Raw genomic sequence first — 16964 nt, forward strand, 5'->3', positions numbered from 1 at the left:
TCACTGCTCTGCGTAAATTTGAAGGGAAACTAAGCATAGGTCTTTTTGGATCTCATTGCCTGCATTGGGGTTCACGAGGAAGAACATCGAAACCTTGGCTACTTCTGACGGCGCAAGAGGGAAGGTGAGGATTGATATTGATTGGTTGTTTAACTCGAAGAGGGTCTTTCCAGAATAATCGCTTGAAGTGTAGGTTTGGTTTTCTACCGTTATGACTATCCATTCCAGTATAAGGTTCTTGCTGAGCTCTCCTCCTTTAGAGGTTGAGTCTACCAATGCCTCTGCATCGGTGAGATCTCCATTTTCCAAGTCTTGGATGTGGGGAATTATCAGTATCTTAGAGATATTAAAATCTCCGCTGTTTTTTATGTAGAACTCCACCTTTACTTTATCTCCAGGTTTTAAGTCGTCAAACTCAAACAGCTTTAAGTCGTTGTAGAAAGTGTTTCCGGTCTTGCTTATTCTGATGTCAAACTCTCCCGTGGAAATTTCGTTGTTTTCTGAGGTGCTCACGTCGCTGAATATTGCCATCCCTATCTTGAAGCCTAATGCGCCTAGTAAAAGCCCTATGAGTATAAATCCCAATTCTCTTTTCATAGGCTTCACCGGGAGAGTGTTTACAATTTATATTTGTAATTTATTAATTAAAAAGATTTCTATTGAGTTGTACTACTAGATAATTAATAATTTATTCATTTATTTTTAAGTTCGAAAGATTAAATCTCTAATCGTTAAAGCATGTGCTGGTGAGAATATCTTTAATAAACGCTTCAGGGGTGCCTATGATTACTCTGGCCTCCTCCCCGCCCTGAAGGGCGAGGCTTTCAAAAGAAAAAAGTAATATTCCAAAAGAACTACTTAGATTATAGAAAACTTAAAAAGAACTACATCAAAAAATGCTAAGGACTATGACTGGGGACAACATAACAAAGTTAACTGAAAACTTTTATGAGAGGGTCGTAAATGGCGGTTGAGGTCTCTGTAATTTTACCCACAATGAATGAGGAAGATGCTGTGAAAATAACTATCCCGCAGATACGGGAAACCCTAGAGAGATTAAACCTTCCTTATGAGATAATTGTGGTGGATAAAAGCACTGATGAAACCCCAAAAATTGCGGCTGAATTAGGTGCAAAGGTAATTCGCCAGAAGAGAAAAGGTTATGGAGATGCCTATCTTGAGGGATTCAAAGTGGCAAGAGGGAATTACATTGTGATGCTTGATCCGGATGGGAGTTATGACCCTCGCGAGATTCCAAAGTTGTTGGAACCTCTACTAAAAGGTGAGGCAGATTTCGTCATTGGGACCAGGCTTAAGGGAGTTATTAAACCCGGTGCAATGCCATGGCTTCATAGATACATTGGTAATCCGCTCCTAACGAAGGTTCTCAATATATTTTTCAAGGTGGGAGTTTCTGATGCTCACTGTGGCTTCAGGGCAATAACAAAAGACGCGTTGCAAAAGCTTCCTCTAAAGTGTCGTGGGATGGAATTTGCAAGCGAAATGGTTATAGAAGCGGCAAAAGCTGGCTTGAGGATTCGAGAAGTTCCTATAACCTATCATCCAAGGATTGGAGAGTCTAAACTCAGTTCGTTTAGGGATGGGTGGAGACATTTAAGGCTGATGCTTCTGTATTCGCCGTCTTATCTTTTCTTGCTTCCGGGAGTGTTTTTGATTGTCTTTGGTATTGTTCTTTTGGCCTACGCTTACAATACCAACCCGCTGAGAATACATACTATGATTCTAGGAAGCCTTTTGATTATAGTGGGATTCCAGGTGATAAACTTTGGAATTTCGGGAAAAGTTTATGCCGCTAAGGAAGGATTAGATAAGCCTGATAAAATCACGAAGTTTTTCATGAGGTACTCAATTTTGGAAGAGGGTCTCGTGATTGGAGGAATATTGTTTGTTGTGGGTTTGATATTGGGGATTAGGATATTCTTGAAGTGGAGGGCTACTGGATATGGTGAGTTGTTTGAAATAAAATCTGCCGTAATAGTGCTAACGCTGATAGCCCTAAGTATCCAGCTGATATTTTTCTCGTTTTTTGTTAGTTCTCTAATGCTGAAGGAGGAACTCTAAATGAAGATTCTAATGGTTGCTCCTTATTTTTATCCAGAAGGGGGCGGACTGGAAAGGTATGCCTACGAAATGGCAAAAGAGCTTGGTGAAGAGAATGAAGTGGTTGTTATTTGTGCAACAAAACTAAAGGAAATGTTCGAAAAAATTGGCGGGATTAAAGTTTTAAGAAAAAAACCGAACTTTATTCTTTCAAACACTCCAATTAGAGTTTTCCTGCCCTTTGAGCTTTTGAGGATGGTGAAGAGACAGAATTTTGACGTTATAATTGCCCATACCCCAGTGCCGTTTTTTGCAGATGTGGCTTCTTTAGTTGCAAAGCTATTGAAAAAGCCTTTAATAATTGTTTATCATACCGGAGATCTAAAGAAAGGTTCTTGGGTCGATTTCTGGGCTGGATTGTATGAAAGAACGGTTGAAAAAATAACGCTTAGAAATGCTGAGGTAGTATCAGTTTCCCGCTATGTCCAGAGGACTTTATGGGAAAAGGGGTTTTATTCGAAAGTGAAATACCCAAAAATTGACGAAGATTTTATTCTCGCCAAGCCCAACTTTAAAGGTGAAGGGAATACCATTCTCTTTGTTGGGCAACTTGGTAAGTTTCACAGGTGGAAGAATCTGGAATTGGTGTTAAGAGCGTTGGTCTTTGTTAAAAAAGAACTTTATGACGTTAAACTTGTTGTAGTTGGTAGTGGAGATTTAATTGAATGGTACAAAAGGTTGGTCAAGGAGCTAAACTTGGAAGAAAACGTTGAATTTCTCGGATATGTAAGCAAAGAAGAACTGATACGTCGTTACAAATCAGCTAAACTCTTGGTTCTACCGTCGTCTAAAAGTGAGGCCTTTGGAATTGTTGTCCTGGAGGCTCTGGCGTTAGGAACCCCGGTTGTGGTTAGTAAAGTTGGAGAATTCCCAGTAATCGTTGAAGACGGAAAGGGTGGGCTTCTCACGGGATTGGATGAGAGAGACCTAGCTGAAAAAATTCTATTTTTGCTAAGGAATGAAAAAATAAGGAGAAAAATGGCAATAATTGGGAGAAAAACAATTAAGCGCTTCATTTCCTGAATTTCCAGAGCTTTAAATCACTTGAAACGACGTACTTCTTTATGGCACCTTCTTCTTTGGCGTGAATTAGCAAATAGGGGCCTGCAGAATAGATTTCTAACTCCTCGATTTCTTGGGGATTTTCTCTAAAATTCACCCAGCTTTCGAATGTTATCAACCAGTCCGGGTCGAGCTCTACGGCCTTTTGTATATTCCTATCTGCCCACTTCCAATTCTCAAAACCAAGGAGAGCCGGATGAGGGGTTCCCACGAAAAATTCCTCCAGATCAGCTTTTTCTTCTAAAATCTCGAAAACTTCTCTATCGTACCAGTAGCCGTAGTCCTGGATCCCCTTTGCCCCTATGTCGCTGAGCTCTAGAACAGCGATATTGAAAAAGATAAATTGGGCAATCAAAAATAAAGTGACCCATTTCTCTACTGCCAAAATGTTCAAAAGTTTAGTTTTGGATTTTAAATTGTTGTAAAGCTGGATTATCCCATAACCAGAGAAGATGCTCATTAAGGCCAGAGGCCCAAAAGTGTAGCGCTCAAACGGACCGTTAAGGATGAAACCATTAACCCCATTCAGGGTTATTATGGAAGGCAGCACCAACAACAAAATATCTCTGTGGAATTTGTCCTTCTTTACCCCATACAAAAACCCAATAACTATTAGTAAATAAGCAAATACAAATTCAAGCCATCCCCTCGCCAACCTTAGCACAACGTTGTTGATCCCCCACTTTAAGGCATCTCGTGCATTGTAGCTTAGAGGGCTCCCATACAAGCTAATCGATGCCATAAACAGCAAATTCAAAGCTATTGGCAGCGCTGAAACCCCCAAGATTTTTGGGAATTCCTTTCTGTTTTTTCTCCATGCATATATCAAAAAGAAGGGATATGTTGTAAGCCATGTTTCTCTTGCACAAAATGCCAAGCCAATTGAAAGAGCGGCTGTAAGAGGTTTCTCCCCGAAATAATAGATTGTCACGAGTACGAAGAGCGTTCCCCATGGTTCTAGAGTATATCTTGCACCGTACCTCAGGGCAACAAACGAAAAAAGGAACATTAGAGAGCTTAAGAATCCGGTTTTTTCTCCGTAATACCTTTTGGCTATGCTATAGATTAGGATTATGTCCATTAGAGTTACAAAGGCGGTTGCCGCTCTTGGTAGAAATACTCTAAGATCAACGCTACCAAATGCCATCAATGGGGACGTTAGGATGAAAACGAGTGAGGATCTAGGCAGGAATTCAAGGTGAAGGGCTTTTCTTGATATGTTTAGGTACAGCATCTCGTCTTGAAAGAGTCTTAAAGTGAATAATGGAACAAAAATTATAATGAACCAAAGCAGGATTAGTTTATTCTTGTTCTCCATGGAGTTTACCCCCAGTTTTCTTGGTGGTGTGCTATCACCCTTTTCAATTCTTTAACTTTCTTAAAGTCTTTTTCATTTCTTGCTACAAGGATTAAGTCATGATAAAGTGCTGTTGCAGTGATTACTGTATCCGGGAGCTTAATTTTATATTTATACCTTAGGTCTATTGGTTAAGTTTGCAATTTTTTAAGGATTTCCTTTATTTTATTGATTCCTCTCTGGGATTGCGTCAGCCAAGTAATAGATCAGAATGTTTGTATCGATTAAATGTCCCTTTTCCATTCTTCTCTCAGCTCCCTTAGCTCTCTCAAAATCAACCTTTAAATCTCTGTATCCATCTAAACTCAGAAGGATTAAAAAGCTTTGCTTTGATCTTCTCCCGGAGATTTATGGGACTATTTAAAACTTTCTCTTCGTATACAATCTTGGTAATTCCCTTCTCATTTGTTCTCGCTCTTTGTTTCATGGATTATGAACCCTTCCTCTGTTTCCCCCACTATCTCGATTTCTTCAATACCTCCTTTTCTTTGTGGGTTCAACTTCCGAGAAAGCTTCATTGTCTTTGGTTTCAGTCTTAATATCCCAACAACTGTTCCAAGGGCAAAAATCGCTATCGCTGGATAAACTGTAAAAGTGTCCTTTGACAGGTACATCAACAATGCGAGTAAGTAAATGCTAATAACTTCCCTCACTTCTTTTCTATCCCACTTGGGCTCTAGATACTCAATCCACTCATTTAGGATGCCGATGAGGAGGAGGTAATAGACTACAATTGCTACATCGTTGGCATAGTTTTCAGCTCCGAGCGCTAAGATAACTGCTGCTATTATTAGTCCCACTACTGCAAAGAACACAAACCTCTGTCCAATTGAAAACCCTTTGTAGGTTTTAGCTAGTAATTTCCAGTGTTTTTTGATCAAGAAAGCAACTCCAATGAGAGAAAGTGCTAAGAATAGAATAAATAAAGCCCATTCAAGGTTTGGCTTTACGGTTATTGTCGTCTCTACCTCTTTTGTTTCCCTGCCTACTGGTGTTATGTAAAACTTTAGAGTGTATTTTCCAGGAGGAGTTATTATTGGAAGCTTAGACTCCTGAAAGATATGAATTGTCTTTCCCTCGCTGTATTCACGCCAGGATGGATGTTCATAGGAGAAAACCTTAATTCCAAAGTAGTAAACCTCAAGCTTTATATCTATTTCATTAACTACTCCTCGTTTATTGGTTATGTAGAAGTCTGCTCTTATTGTGTCTCTAGGGTGGTAGGTTTTGTTCAGGAAGATTTCGACTTTGATATCTTCATCGTCAATTAGAAGCTTTTGGAGGTTTTCATTTGTTATGGTTTCTTTTTTGATTTCTTGAGTAACTGGGGGTTCTGTTTTAGTTTGGGTCGTGCTCTCTGTCTTTGGTTTTTCTATTGGCTTGACTTCACTAACGGTGAAGTTATCAAGATAAACCGTCCCAATGCCGTTTATTACAATCACCAGGGAAGAGAATTTGGCTTCTTTGAATGGAGTGGCCGTTATTTCTACATTTTTCAATCCAAATGAGCCCTTTCCTATGAACGTAACGTTCTTAGCAAATATGAAAGTTCTATTTTCATTAAAATAAGCAATCTCCGCTAAAACGCCGTTTGTGTTTTCGCCCTTTATCGAGAAGGAGTATTTTAGGGTTGTATTTATTGGAAATTGTGGGGAGATTAGGGTGTTAAAGCCCTCCCTCGTGGATGTTGCTTTTAGAGTAGTGCCGTTGTGCTCTATATTAACCCCGTTACCCTGCCACTTCTCTTGAGCTAAAGCAAAAGTGAAAAGCATAGCGATGAACATTAGAGCGATTAGCTTTTTCATTGTGAATCACCCCTTCCGTAGAGAGCTCAGATTATCAGCATAAACCACTCCTTGGGAACCTTTTCTTAACCTCTTCATTCCTTTGTTTCCATAACCGACTCGACTGCAATATTTTTATCTGGAAATCTATCTCCTACCCACTCTAAAGGCTGAGATTTGGTTTATTATCACTAGTTAATTTGAGTTAACTGAAATATAACCGTTTTGGTTAAAATGATTTAATTAATATTCCTAGCTCCTCTCTAATTTTTCTAAATTTCTTCTCCAAATGCTTAACTCACCTATCGCCCTTCTCTCTCCTCCAGTCGTAGAAGATGTAGAAGATGCTCAAGACAAAGGTTGCTTAGCATTCAAGAATAATAACGGATAAAGTGCAAACATGCTGGAGATAGTCAATCTTTGAAAATTTCAAAGAACAGCTCTTTTTTAATTCTAAAACCTACTTGAGTTAGCTCTTTAAAAAGGTCTTCAGGCTCAAATTTGGCTAAGTTTAATTCTTTTAAAAGCTTTAGAATGCCCAATGTTCCGATTACCTTAACTCCTTCGCTTCTCGCAACTTTTCGAGCTTTTAAATCATCCAAAGCAACCCAGCAGTTATTCCTCTTTGCCAAAATTATTGCTTCGGTTTCTCCTTTATGCAGACCTACAATCCCTTCTGCAGTTACTTGGAGAACTTTAATTTTTCCCATGCTAATCAGTTCAGCAATCTTCTTCGAGGATTCGTCATTTTTTGCTCTAATTTCATCATAGACTGCCTTTGGGATTATAACCTCACTAAAGACATCAAAAATTTTGTCGAGGTATTTTAGCTTTTCTAAGAAGATTAGTGGGGATGTGTTAAAGACTATTCTCACTTTTTAGCTCCTCCAGGAGCTTTTTGACGGCTTCTTTTTCTAGATTAGCTTCTTCTTCATCCAAGAATGAATAGTCAATTTCGAGAAGGTCTAAAAGAAATGCGAGCTTTTCCCTGTCGAGCTTGAGAAGCTCGGCAGCTTTTTCAAACGTTATTTGATGAGAGACTAATAACCCCAACACCTTGAAAAACCTCTCTTTTTCCTCATAAGTTTTGAACAGAGGGAACCCCCAGACAACCTTCTCTATCTCCTGCATAGTAATCACTGAGATTAAATGGATTGGAGGAAATAAAAACATTTCTCTCTATCAAACTAAACCCCAGTGGGCTAACGCTTTAAGACGGCTAGGAACTCTTTAGCTTTTCTTTCCAATTTCTTGGCTTACTTATCGTCCTTTTCTCTCCTCCAGTCGTAAAATACATTCCCCTATATCTTTTAGCAACTCTGAAACCTATTAAGAAACTGATAGAATTCTGATGGTGGTTTAACAATGAGCATCTCTCTTTCAAAAGGATTTTCGAAGGTTTCTTCAATGCTTAAATATTTTACGTTTCTGTTAAGATTCTCCCTGTACTTTTTATACCGCATCACTTCTTTTGTTTTCTTAATGATTTCGCCCTTAAACATCTCTGCTCTTAATCCCTCCTTTTTAAGCATAAAAACATCATAAAAGTCAGGAAGTTTCTGTGTGCATCTTGTAAGAATTGCCTAACTTTTTCACGGAGAATCTCTTCTTTGCTGTAAGCTAGAACTTTTACTGGAGTATAGAACTTTAGAAAGTCTTTGAAATAAGCTATTTCCTCATCTGTAATTTCAGCATTGTCAATAAGTGTTCTTGCCATGACAAGTTTAGGCCCAAAAAAGAGCTTTTCAACGAAATTAACTTGAACTTTTATGAGCTGATTCCAATCCCATAATTTAAATGTTACTATCCTGCTTCCAGCACCAAATTCAATGTAATTCTTGTTTTTAACATTGTTTTTGAAATCCACACCAAGTCCTTTTGCAGTTAATTCAAGAACAGAGCCAAATTTCTCAGTCTCCTTAAGTAATTCTTTTCTCAACCTTTTTTTCCAAGATTTTTCCATGTGCTTTGATCTCTCCATGTAAAGTCGAGGTCAGCACTAAAACGGTAATAGCCTAAGTAGCATTTAACCAGACACTTTGAACAAATAGCTATCCCTAAGAGAAGAAGAGATGTCCTTCCGGATTCTATGGATCAAAATGTCCCTTTTTACAAGTGAAGAGTTCCTAATATTGGACTTCTCCACCACAAATTCGACAAACTCAGACAACTCTGGCATTTTTAGCAACCTCTCTAACACTCTTTGGGTAGAACTTTAAATATTCCGCAATTTTTCTTTTTTTAATCTTAGTCCTATATTCATCAACCACTGAAATAATTCTCTCCTCTGGAACAGACCTGTACCTGGAGATGTAGATTATATCGAGTATCGTTTTCTCAAGGTCAGAAAATTTTATTCCCTTTTTTCAATTACCCCAAATCCAAAAAGGCTCTTTTTGAGCTTAATGAATTTGACATTTTCTCCATTAATGTTTATTGGCCTTGGTCTGTAGATAACATCACTCAAAACGAAAATTGTTGGGAAATATTCATGAGTAACTCCATTAAGCCTCAAGGCAGTGTACAAACCAAAATACCAGTCTATTCCCACCTTATCCATGCCGAGAGAAATTAACCTGAGTGTATCAATGCTCCTTTTGAGCTTGAACTCTTCGAGAGTTTTGACATAGTAGAGACCTCTTAAAATCCTCACGAGATATCCGCATGAAGTTTATTGTCTTGTCAACATCTGCTTTAAACCTTTCACATACCTCTTCTATTTCTTCCTTCATCGCGACTTTCCACCATTTTGGGAAATTGTAGTTAGGACTTACCTTTTTCTTTCGAAAGCTTCGCTCTTCACGGCGAGAAGGAGGTCAGGAGCTGGGCTGATGATTTTGTTATTTGTTTCTTGAGATTTTTCATTCTTTCCTTCTTTCGGAAAGATAGTCTTTTATGATACCTCTTCCAAATTTTTAGTGGTGGTGCTCATGCGCATTGAGGACGTTTACATCTGGGACATAAATGCCAAGTGGCTTGGTGTATCTCCATTTCAGCTCATGGAGAATGCTGGTGCTGGCGTTGCAAAGATTATAGAAGAGAAGTTTGGTAAGGGCTTAAAAATAGCAGTCTTTTCTGGAACGGGCAACAACGGCGGTGATGGGTTCGTAACAGCGAGACACCTCAGCTTCGACAACGACGTTACCCTCTTCATGATTGGCGATGAAACAAAAATTAGAAGCGATGAGGCAAAGCACAACTGGGAGATTCTCAAAAAGCTCGACTTTGTGAAGATCAAAGTTCTCAAAGACTCTTCTTACATCAAGTCCCTCGACCTTTCTGGCTTTGATGTTATAGTGGATGCCCTCCTTGGAGCGGGGACGAAAGGAGAACCGAGGGAGCCGATACGCTCAGCAATCGAGAAAATAAACGAGTATGCAGGAAAGGCGAAGATAGTGAGCGTTGATTTACCAAGTGGCTATCCGAGTAACGTTCGCGTTAAGTGTGATTTTGCCGTCACCTTCCAGTGGGACAAGGAGGAATACGAAGGCTTTGAGCGCGTCATAGCAAAGATAGGCTACCCAAAGGAGCTTTACCATTTAGTGGGCCCGGGAGATGCAAAGTTTGCCTTGAAGAAGAAGGGCGAGCACAAGGGGCAGAACGGGAAGCTCCTCGTGATCGGCGGAAGCGAGGACTACTTCGGTGCGCCGTATCTTGCGGCAAAAGCCGCTTCCTACCTCGTTGATCTGGTCTATCTAGCGATGCCTGAATACTCCGCCAGAAGAATAAACGACCCCAACCTAATCCTGCGCCCCTTTGATGGCAAAAACTTCAGGAAGGAAGACGTTGAGGATATTTTGACTCTTGCTGAGGGCGTTGATGCCGTTGTTATCGGCCCCGGAATTGGAACTAAGCCGGAGACGAAGGAGTTCATCCTTGAGTTCCTCCGCTGGTGCGAGAAGCCTGTGGTCATAGATGCAGACGCTCTAAAGGCTGTCGCCGAGGATTTGGACGTCCTTAAGGGTAAAAAATTCGTCTTGACACCTCACGCTGGTGAATTCAGGATACTGTTTGGAGAAAAGCCCGAAGGGAGCCTTGAAGAGAAAGCAAAGCTTGTAATGGAAAAAGCCAATGCAGTGGGTGGCACTATCTTGCTCAAAGGGGTTTACGATATAACAAGCGATGGCAAAATCTGGAAGTACAATAAAACTGGAAACAGAGGCATGACGACTGGAGGAACTGGAGATGTGCTCGCTGGAATAGTTGGGGCTTTGCTCGCACTGGGCAACGAGCCTTTAAGAGCGGCAAGTGTTGGTGCTTTTCTCAACGGCATAGCTGGGAATATGGTAAAAGATGAAATGGGAGAGAACTTCACCGCTTTGGACGTGGCTAAAAAAGTTCCATTTGTTATCAAGCGGGTTCTTGAATTCTAATCCTCCAGTTTTAGGAGTTTTCTTAATTCTTTTGCTTCCTCTTGAAGCTCGGGGGAATTTATCAATACTAGAAGGTTCATGAGATGGATGAACTCTATTGGGTTTAAGTCAAAGCCCTCGATACGCTTAGCAAATTTGCTTGAAAACATATCCAGTGTTCTCAGAAATCTCTCGACAATTTTTATGAAAGTCTTTTTATCTTCAATATCAAATCCGGCATTTTTGAATAGATTATAGAGCATTTCTGCCTCCCGGCGATGGATGGCCTTCATTATTGGTGTTGTTATGTCTCCTTCTTGATAAGGTGCAATCAAAAATACCCGTGCACTCCTTCGATAGAGGGTTTCGTTTCCATCTCTCCCAACTTCTTCCACAAATCCAGCTTTCTCAAGGAGGTTTATGTGTCGATATATCGTTGAGGGACTCTTTTTTAATGTAACACTAAGTTCGGAAACAGACATTGGGCGTTCTCTGAGAAGGTTAACTATCTCAAGCCTTGTTCTATCTCCTAATAGCTTAATTTTCTCGGGATCAGTAACAATCAGTACCTCTTTCATAAATCCTCTACTCTCAAAATTCTTCTAGCCTATCTTGAGGGGTCTCGCTTTCCTCAATAATTTTCTTCCCCGCAGCAACCATATCAATGCTGTGCACGACCCCGCCAAACTCTTCTATAGTTCTTACAATCTCTTCATAATCTAAATTATCTCCGACGATGGTTATCTTTACGTTTTCCGTTTCTTTATCTATCTCCACGAGGGTAATGTTAACACCATCCACTCCATTCAGCTCACTCAATCCCAAAGCCAGCTCAGTAACCATAGGCTGGTGAGGTTTAAGCACATCCAACACGAGAAGTCTAATCCCTTTTGCCATTTTCTATCCCGTTTCCATTTGAATTTACTCCTTTTTAAGTATTTCTCCAAGCTTTCTCAAGAGCTCCACTGCCTCCTCATCCCTTCCAAGCTCTGCCATGGTAAGCCAATCAATGGCATGGATTATGTCCTCATTTGAAAATTCCTTGAGAGCTTCTTCCTTTTCCTCTATTTCTGCAGAAATTTTCGCTGTGTACGAATGCTCCTTCTCCAAGAGTCTGTCCATTATGTTTAACAGTTCTTCCTCATCAAACTCATACCCAAGGGCTTTGAAGACATCGAGCTTTGTCTTTAACCTTGATCTGGCCAGATATCTAAGCTCCTCGTCTCCGAGATAGAGATTTATGTAAAATACATCCGCAGTTCTCCCGTAGTATTTTTCCACCAAGTTTCCTTTCATTTCGGTTCTTTTTACCTCCACTAGACCGGCTTCCTTTAGCTTTTCGATGTGGTGGTAGATTGTCTGTGGTGTTTTCCCGAGAATTTCGCTAAGCTGTGAAATCGTCATCTCCCTGTTTCTGAGCAATCTCAATATCTGCCTCCTCGTATCTTCCAGCATTAGCTTTATTACCTCTGGGTCCGTGATCAGTTTAACCTTCTTTTTCATCGCTCCCACCAATTTTAACGCTCTAACAAAAATTTAAGCGTTCCACCATATAACCTTTTTCCCTAAACCTGGAAAATCTTATAAATGTAAAATCCCCACATCGAACAACAAGCATGATCATTATTGCGGAGGGGATGGCATGAATTTGGACTTCCTGTTCTATCCAAAAAGTGTCGCTGTCATTGGAGCATCGAACAAAGAGGGAAAAATTGGGAACGCTATAATGAAAAACCTCATAAACTTTGGTTTTAAGGGTAAGATTTATCCAGTNAANGTTAAAGAAACCGAAGTCATGGGGCTTAAAGCGTATAAGAGCGTTTTGGAGATACCCGAAGAAGTTGATGTGGCTGTTATAGCGATTCCTGGAAGGTTTGTGCCTCAAGTGCTTGAGGAATGTGGTCAAAAAGGAGTAAAAGGAGCCGTTGTTATTTCTGCAGGCTTTAAAGAAGCCGGAAATGTAGAACTTGAGGAGAAGCTCGTTGAAGTGGCAAGAAAATGGGGCATAAGAGTGGTTGGGCCAAACTGTCTAGGAATTACAAACATTGAAAACGGCTTTGATTGTACTTTTAATCCTCCGGAACGGCAGGCTAGACCAGGATTTGGTGGAATAGCGTTCATGAGCCAGAGTGGTGCCTTTGGAGCCGCTATTCTCGACTGGGCTGCGAGGCATGAGGTGGGAATGAGCAAGTTCATAAGCCTAGGAAATATGGCCGACCTTGATGAGAGCGACTTCATGGAGTATTTGAAGGATGATGATGCCACTAAGGTCATCACGGCGTATCTTGAGGGGGTTAAAGATGGCCGGAAGTTCCTAAAAGCTGCTAGGGATGCAACAAAAAAGAAGCCCGTTGTGATTCTTAAGAGCGGAAGAACGGAAGCCGGAGCCAAAGCCGCGGCATCCCATACCGGGAGCTTGGCGGGAAGCTATGCCATTTATAAAGCCGCTTTCGAGCAGACTGGCGTTTTAGAAGCGAGGAGCATGAGGCAACTGTTTAACTACGCAAAGGCACTGGCAATGCAGAAGCCTGCAAAAGGGGATAGGATTGCAATAGTTACAAACGGTGGCGGAGCTGGGGTAATGATGAGCGATGGAGTTCTTGAGGCAGGATTAAAAATGGCCGAGCTTAGCGAAGAGACCAAAGAAAAATTCGCCAGGGCAATAGAGGAAGGGAAACTCCCGGAGCATATGAGCTACAAGAATCCCATTGACATAATTGGGGATGCCCCCTCTAGCAGGTATGAAATTGCCATGCGCTATGCTTTGGAGGATGAGAACGTTGATGTTCTCGTTGTAATAGCACTCTTCCAGAGCCCGGCTTTGGATGAAGGCATCGTGGAAAAAGTTGGTGAAATGCAGAAGTATGGAAAGCCAATAGTCTTTATTGCCCCCGGTGGTGAGTTCCCTGAGAAGATGGCAAGAAGAATAGAAAAAACGGGAGTGCCGGTTTTTGAAACCGTTGAGGATGGTGTTGACGCAGTATATGCCTTGGTTAAATATGGGCAGTATCTCTGGGAGATTATGTAAACTTTTTAACGTTTTTAACCTTATATATTCTTGAGGAGAGTTTTATGAAGGAGGTACTCCTACAAATCAGAAAGTTACTGGCTCATAGGCAAATAGAAGAAGCCCATGCTCTTGCAGAGCAGATATCTGACCCCTACTGGAGGGGATACGCATTCAAATGGGTTGCTGAGAACCTTGTTATCAAGGATCCTAAAAGAGCCATAAAAATTGCAAAGAAAATAGAAATAGAGACATTAAAAAGTGAGACTCTGTTGTTTCTTTCATACGAACTTGCAAAGGTAAGGAAGTTTAAAGAGGCAGTAGAAGCTGCAAAGTTGATAAATAACGATTACTTTAGAAAAAAAGCGTTTAGAGGAATAAGCAACGCACTTGCGAAAGCAATAATGGAGAGTAGTGCAAAAGAAGTTAAATTAAGCGAATTTAATCTTGGGGAGGAGGAGCTTCAATATTTAATGCCTCTCCCTGGGAATATTAGGTATAAAGACGGAAGGTTTTTTATTGGTACCGAGATCCATAGAATAAAGGGGGAGACAAAATTACAAATTTTTGTCTTTGAGAATTTTAAAAAACGCAAGAAAGCTAAATTAAGGAAAAAAGAAGATCAAGATTTAAAGCACATTTCCAATTACATTGAGAGGCTAATTCTTACTGGCCAACTTCATGAGGCAGAAAAACTTGCTAGAGGAGTTGAAGATGCTTGTGCTTCTTACCTTTTAGAGGAAATTGGCATAACTTACATTGATCATGGAGATATCAAAAAAGCAGAGGAGATTTTAGAGAGACTAGAATGTGCAGACTATTTAGCAGCTGAGCTTGTAAAATTTTATTTAAAGAGAAACGACATTGAGAAAGCAAAGAAATACGCCTTTAGAATCTTTAATCCGGCACTCAAATTAAGCATTGCATATTCAATTTTGCTAATTGACGGGATTGATGAAAAGTTTCTAAGGGAGTTTTTTAAGGATACAACCCCTTACAAACTAGGGAGGCTTCTGAAATTTTTGGCCTTTGAGCTCCTTGAAGAGGCGAAAAAAAGAAACTCAAGTGACCTACTAAAACTTTCTAAAAATCTTTTTCTACTTGGGAAGAGGGAACATCGGAAGATTTACTAAATATTGTGACACCATCTCCTGAAGACTTAGCAGCATCAAGAAATGCTCACCAAATTCAGCACAAAAAATGGGTCTTGTCCTGACGGTATCGTGAACCGCATGGAAAACTTTATATTTTTATTTTCCACTTTTAAACCATGCACGGTGATTGCTTTTGGCTTTGGTGACAGTAACTTCAGTCCTTTTTTGACTAGTTTAATCTTTGGAGGTGTTCTGGATGGAATTTGAGGTAACTCCATGGGAAGTGAAGGGTGTAGTAGACTACGACAAGCTTATCAAGGAATTCGGAACGACGCCACTTACCGAAGAGCTGCTTGAAAAGACCAAAGAACTTACCAAAAGTGAGCTCCCGATGTACTTTAAGAGAAAGTTTTTCTTCTCCCATAGGGACTATGACTTGGTTCTTAAAGACTACGAAGAGGGCAGAGGCTTTTTCCTTTACACCGGAAGAGGTCCCAGCGGGCCAATGCACATTGGCCACATAATTCCGTTCTTTGCGACAAAATGGCTCCAGGAGAATTTTGGAGTTAACCTGTACATTCAAATAACGGATGATGAAAAGTTCCTCTTCAAGCCAAATTTAACCTTCGACGACACCAAAAGGTGGGCATATGAAAACATCCTCGATATCATAGCGGTCGGCTTTGATCCGGATAAGACGTTCATCTTTCAGGATAGTGAGTTCACCAAAATCTACGAGATGGCGATTCCAATAGCAAAGAAAGTCACCTATTCAATGGCAAAAGCCGTTTTTGGGTTTAACGACCAGAGCAAAATCGGAATGATATTCTACCCGGCAATCCAAGCTGCGCCTACTTTCTTTGAGAAAAAACGTTCCCTTATCCCTGCAGCTATAGACCAAGATCCCTACTGGAGAATACAGAGGGATTTTGCCGAGAGTTTGGGATATTACAAAGCAGCCGCCTTGCACTCAAAGTTCGTTCCAGGTTTGATGGGTCTTGGAGGTAAAATGAGCGCCTCAAAGCCAGAAACTGCTATTTACCTAACAGATGATCCTGAAGAAGCTGGTAGAAAAATATGGAAATACGCACTCACAGGAGGAAGAGCTACAGCAAAGGAGCAGAGGGAGCTTGGGGGAGAGCCGGATAAGTGTGTCGTGTTCAAATGGCTCGAAATATTCTTTGAACCTGATGACAAAGCTTTGATTGAGAGATATCACGCATGCAAGAATGGAGAACTCTTATGCGGCCAATGCAAGCGCTATCTCATAGAAAAGGTTCAAAACTTCTTGAGAGAGCACCAGAAGAAGAGGGAAGAGGCTAAAAAGCTTGTTGAGAAGTTCAAATATACTGGAGAATTGGCAAGGGAGCAGTGGGACAAAGCCATTCCGGAGCCTTTGAGGGGATAGCTCCCAATTCTTCAAATTTTTGGTTAGCGTCCTATATCCTCAGAGTTTATAAGCTCCAAAATTGTAATTTTACTTGGTGATCACATGATTCGTTTACCCTTTAGAGATGGCTTTTACGAGGTTAAGCCGAGCAAAATAATCTGTCTTGGAAGAAATTACGCTGAACATGCAAGGGAACTTGGGCACGAAGTTCCCGAAGAACCGGTAATCTTCTTAAAACCTCCTTCCGCACTTATAGGGCCCGGTCAAACGATAATCTTGCCGAGAAAGAGTAATCACGTTGATCACGAAGTAGAGCTTGCTGTGATAATTGGAAAGAGAGGTAAGAACATTCCAAAGGCGAAAGCCATGGACTACGTTCTTGGCTATACCATCTTAATGGATATAACCGCCCGAGATCTCCAGTGGGAAGCAAAGAAAAAAGGTCTTCCATGGACCGTTGCAAAGGGATTTGATACCTTTGCTCCCATAGGGCCAAGAATAGTTGATAAGAGGGAAATAAACGTTGACGACCTTGAAATTGGCCTCAAGGTTAACGGCGAAATAAGGCAGCTCTCAAGGACGAGCAAGATGATATTCAAGATAGACGAGATAATAGAGTACGTTTCGAGTATAATGACCCTTGAGAAAGGCGACATAATTGCAACTGGAACCCCTGAAGGCGTTGGACCTCTGAGACATGGCGATGTTGTTGAGGCATGGATAGAAGGAATTGGGACTTTGAGGGAAGAGGTGCTTGCTGAGCGCTCGATACTGTGCTGACTACTCTTTCTTGTTTA

General features: G+C 40.8%; 19 protein-coding genes. 7 read left to right on the plus strand and 12 right to left on the minus strand.

All coding sequences use genetic code 11. The annotated features are described in order from the left end of the window. Positions 1–597, minus strand: a complete 597-nt coding sequence (locus OCC_RS05355; protein WP_004070074.1) for a TasA family protein — start codon at positions 595–597, stop codon at positions 1–3. A gap of 366 nt (positions 598–963) precedes the next feature. Here OCC_RS05355 and OCC_RS05360 point away from each other — a divergent pair, with 366 nt between their 5' ends. Together OCC_RS05360 and OCC_RS05365 are read left to right on the plus strand one after the other, a co-directional pair. Further along, positions 964–2082 carry a glycosyltransferase family 2 protein gene (locus OCC_RS05360; protein ID WP_004070072.1) on the plus strand — a complete coding sequence of 373 codons (1119 nt, stop codon included), beginning with the start codon at positions 964–966 and terminating at the stop codon, positions 2080–2082. Beyond that, positions 2083–3144 carry a glycosyltransferase family 4 protein gene (locus OCC_RS05365; protein ID WP_004070070.1) on the plus strand — a complete coding sequence of 354 codons (1062 nt, stop codon included), beginning with the start codon at positions 2083–2085 and terminating at the stop codon, positions 3142–3144. It begins immediately after the preceding gene. Here the strand turns inward: OCC_RS05365 and OCC_RS05370 are convergent. The 8 genes from OCC_RS05370 to OCC_RS12695 all read right to left on the minus strand — a co-directional run bounded on the left by OCC_RS05370 (position 3134) and on the right by OCC_RS12695 (position 8977). After that, positions 3134–4501, minus strand: coding sequence for an ArnT family glycosyltransferase (locus OCC_RS05370; protein WP_004070068.1), 1368 nt, complete (start codon positions 4499–4501; stop codon positions 3134–3136). The two genes, OCC_RS05365 and OCC_RS05370, sit on opposite strands and share 11 nt — an antisense overlap. Before the next feature lie 5 nt (positions 4502–4506). Next, on the minus strand, positions 4507–4668 hold the full coding sequence (locus tag OCC_RS13150) for a PIN domain-containing protein (RefSeq protein WP_394296089.1): 162 nt from the start codon (positions 4666–4668) through the stop codon (positions 4507–4509). A gap of 273 nt (positions 4669–4941) precedes the next feature. Next, positions 4942–6345 (minus strand): hypothetical protein, encoded by a 1404-nt coding sequence (locus OCC_RS05375; RefSeq protein WP_004070066.1) that lies wholly within the window; start codon positions 6343–6345, stop codon positions 4942–4944. A gap of 392 nt (positions 6346–6737) precedes the next feature. After that, positions 6738–7199 carry a DUF3368 domain-containing protein gene (locus OCC_RS05380; RefSeq protein WP_004070064.1) on the minus strand — a complete coding sequence of 154 codons (462 nt, stop codon included), beginning with the start codon at positions 7197–7199 and terminating at the stop codon, positions 6738–6740. Beyond that, positions 7183–7455: a hypothetical protein gene (locus OCC_RS05385; protein WP_004070062.1), complete on the minus strand. Its 273-nt coding sequence runs from the start codon at positions 7453–7455 to the stop codon at positions 7183–7185. Before OCC_RS05385 ends, OCC_RS05380 begins: the two co-directional genes overlap by 17 nt. 179 nt (positions 7456–7634) lie before the next feature. After that, the gene (locus OCC_RS05390; RefSeq protein WP_004070060.1) at positions 7635–7856 is read right to left on the minus strand and encodes a hypothetical protein; all 222 of its coding nucleotides are present in this window, start codon (positions 7854–7856) and stop codon (positions 7635–7637) included. Next, positions 7835–8305: a hypothetical protein gene (locus OCC_RS05395; protein WP_143592337.1), complete on the minus strand. Its 471-nt coding sequence runs from the start codon at positions 8303–8305 to the stop codon at positions 7835–7837. The genes OCC_RS05390 and OCC_RS05395 overlap by 22 nt, the downstream gene beginning before the upstream one ends. A gap of 372 nt (positions 8306–8677) precedes the next feature. Then, complete coding sequence (locus OCC_RS12695) at positions 8678–8977, minus strand: type IV toxin-antitoxin system AbiEi family antitoxin domain-containing protein (RefSeq protein ID WP_004070056.1); 300 nt, start codon at positions 8975–8977, stop codon at positions 8678–8680. A gap of 277 nt (positions 8978–9254) precedes the next feature. On the opposite strand from OCC_RS12695, the gene OCC_RS05405 reads away from it, so the two are divergent. Next, positions 9255–10697, plus strand: a complete 1443-nt coding sequence (locus OCC_RS05405) for a bifunctional ADP-dependent NAD(P)H-hydrate dehydratase/NAD(P)H-hydrate epimerase (RefSeq protein ID WP_004070054.1) — start codon at positions 9255–9257, stop codon at positions 10695–10697. Here OCC_RS05405 and OCC_RS05410 read toward each other — a convergent pair. The 3 genes from OCC_RS05410 to OCC_RS05420 are packed head-to-tail and all read right to left on the minus strand — an operon-like array spanning position 10694 to position 12179. Then, positions 10694–11254: a winged helix-turn-helix domain-containing protein gene (locus OCC_RS05410; RefSeq protein WP_004070052.1), complete on the minus strand. Its 561-nt coding sequence runs from the start codon at positions 11252–11254 to the stop codon at positions 10694–10696. The two genes, OCC_RS05405 and OCC_RS05410, sit on opposite strands and share 4 nt — an antisense overlap. 13 nt (positions 11255–11267) lie before the next feature. Beyond that, the gene (locus OCC_RS05415; RefSeq protein ID WP_004070050.1) at positions 11268–11573 is read right to left on the minus strand and encodes a DUF211 domain-containing protein; all 306 of its coding nucleotides are present in this window, start codon (positions 11571–11573) and stop codon (positions 11268–11270) included. 24 nt (positions 11574–11597) lie between these two features. Next, the gene (locus OCC_RS05420; protein ID WP_004070048.1) at positions 11598–12179 is read right to left on the minus strand and encodes a winged helix-turn-helix domain-containing protein; all 582 of its coding nucleotides are present in this window, start codon (positions 12177–12179) and stop codon (positions 11598–11600) included. A 139-nt stretch (positions 12180–12318) separates the two neighbouring features. Here OCC_RS05420 and OCC_RS05425 point away from each other — a divergent pair, with 139 nt between their 5' ends. From OCC_RS05425 to OCC_RS05440, 4 genes are all read left to right on the plus strand, one after another. Beyond that, positions 12319–13704: an acetate--CoA ligase family protein gene (locus tag OCC_RS05425; protein WP_020953684.1), complete on the plus strand. Its 1386-nt coding sequence runs from the start codon at positions 12319–12321 to the stop codon at positions 13702–13704. 44 nt (positions 13705–13748) lie between these two features. Then, entirely contained in the window at positions 13749–14816 is a 1068-nt protein-coding gene (locus OCC_RS05430; RefSeq protein WP_004070044.1) for a hypothetical protein, read from the plus strand. Between the two features lie 217 nt (positions 14817–15033). After that, a complete protein-coding gene (locus tag OCC_RS05435; protein WP_004070043.1) occupies positions 15034–16185 on the plus strand; it encodes a tryptophan--tRNA ligase in 1152 nt (383 codons plus the stop codon). Positions 16186–16269: 84 nt separating this feature from the next. Beyond that, complete coding sequence (locus OCC_RS05440; RefSeq protein ID WP_004070041.1) at positions 16270–16947, plus strand: fumarylacetoacetate hydrolase family protein; 678 nt, start codon at positions 16270–16272, stop codon at positions 16945–16947. Positions 16948–16964 lie beyond the last annotated feature (17 nt).

The sequence above is a fragment of the Thermococcus litoralis DSM 5473 genome (assembly GCF_000246985.2).
Lineage (GTDB): Archaea > Methanobacteriota_B > Thermococci > Thermococcales > Thermococcaceae > Thermococcus_A > Thermococcus_A litoralis.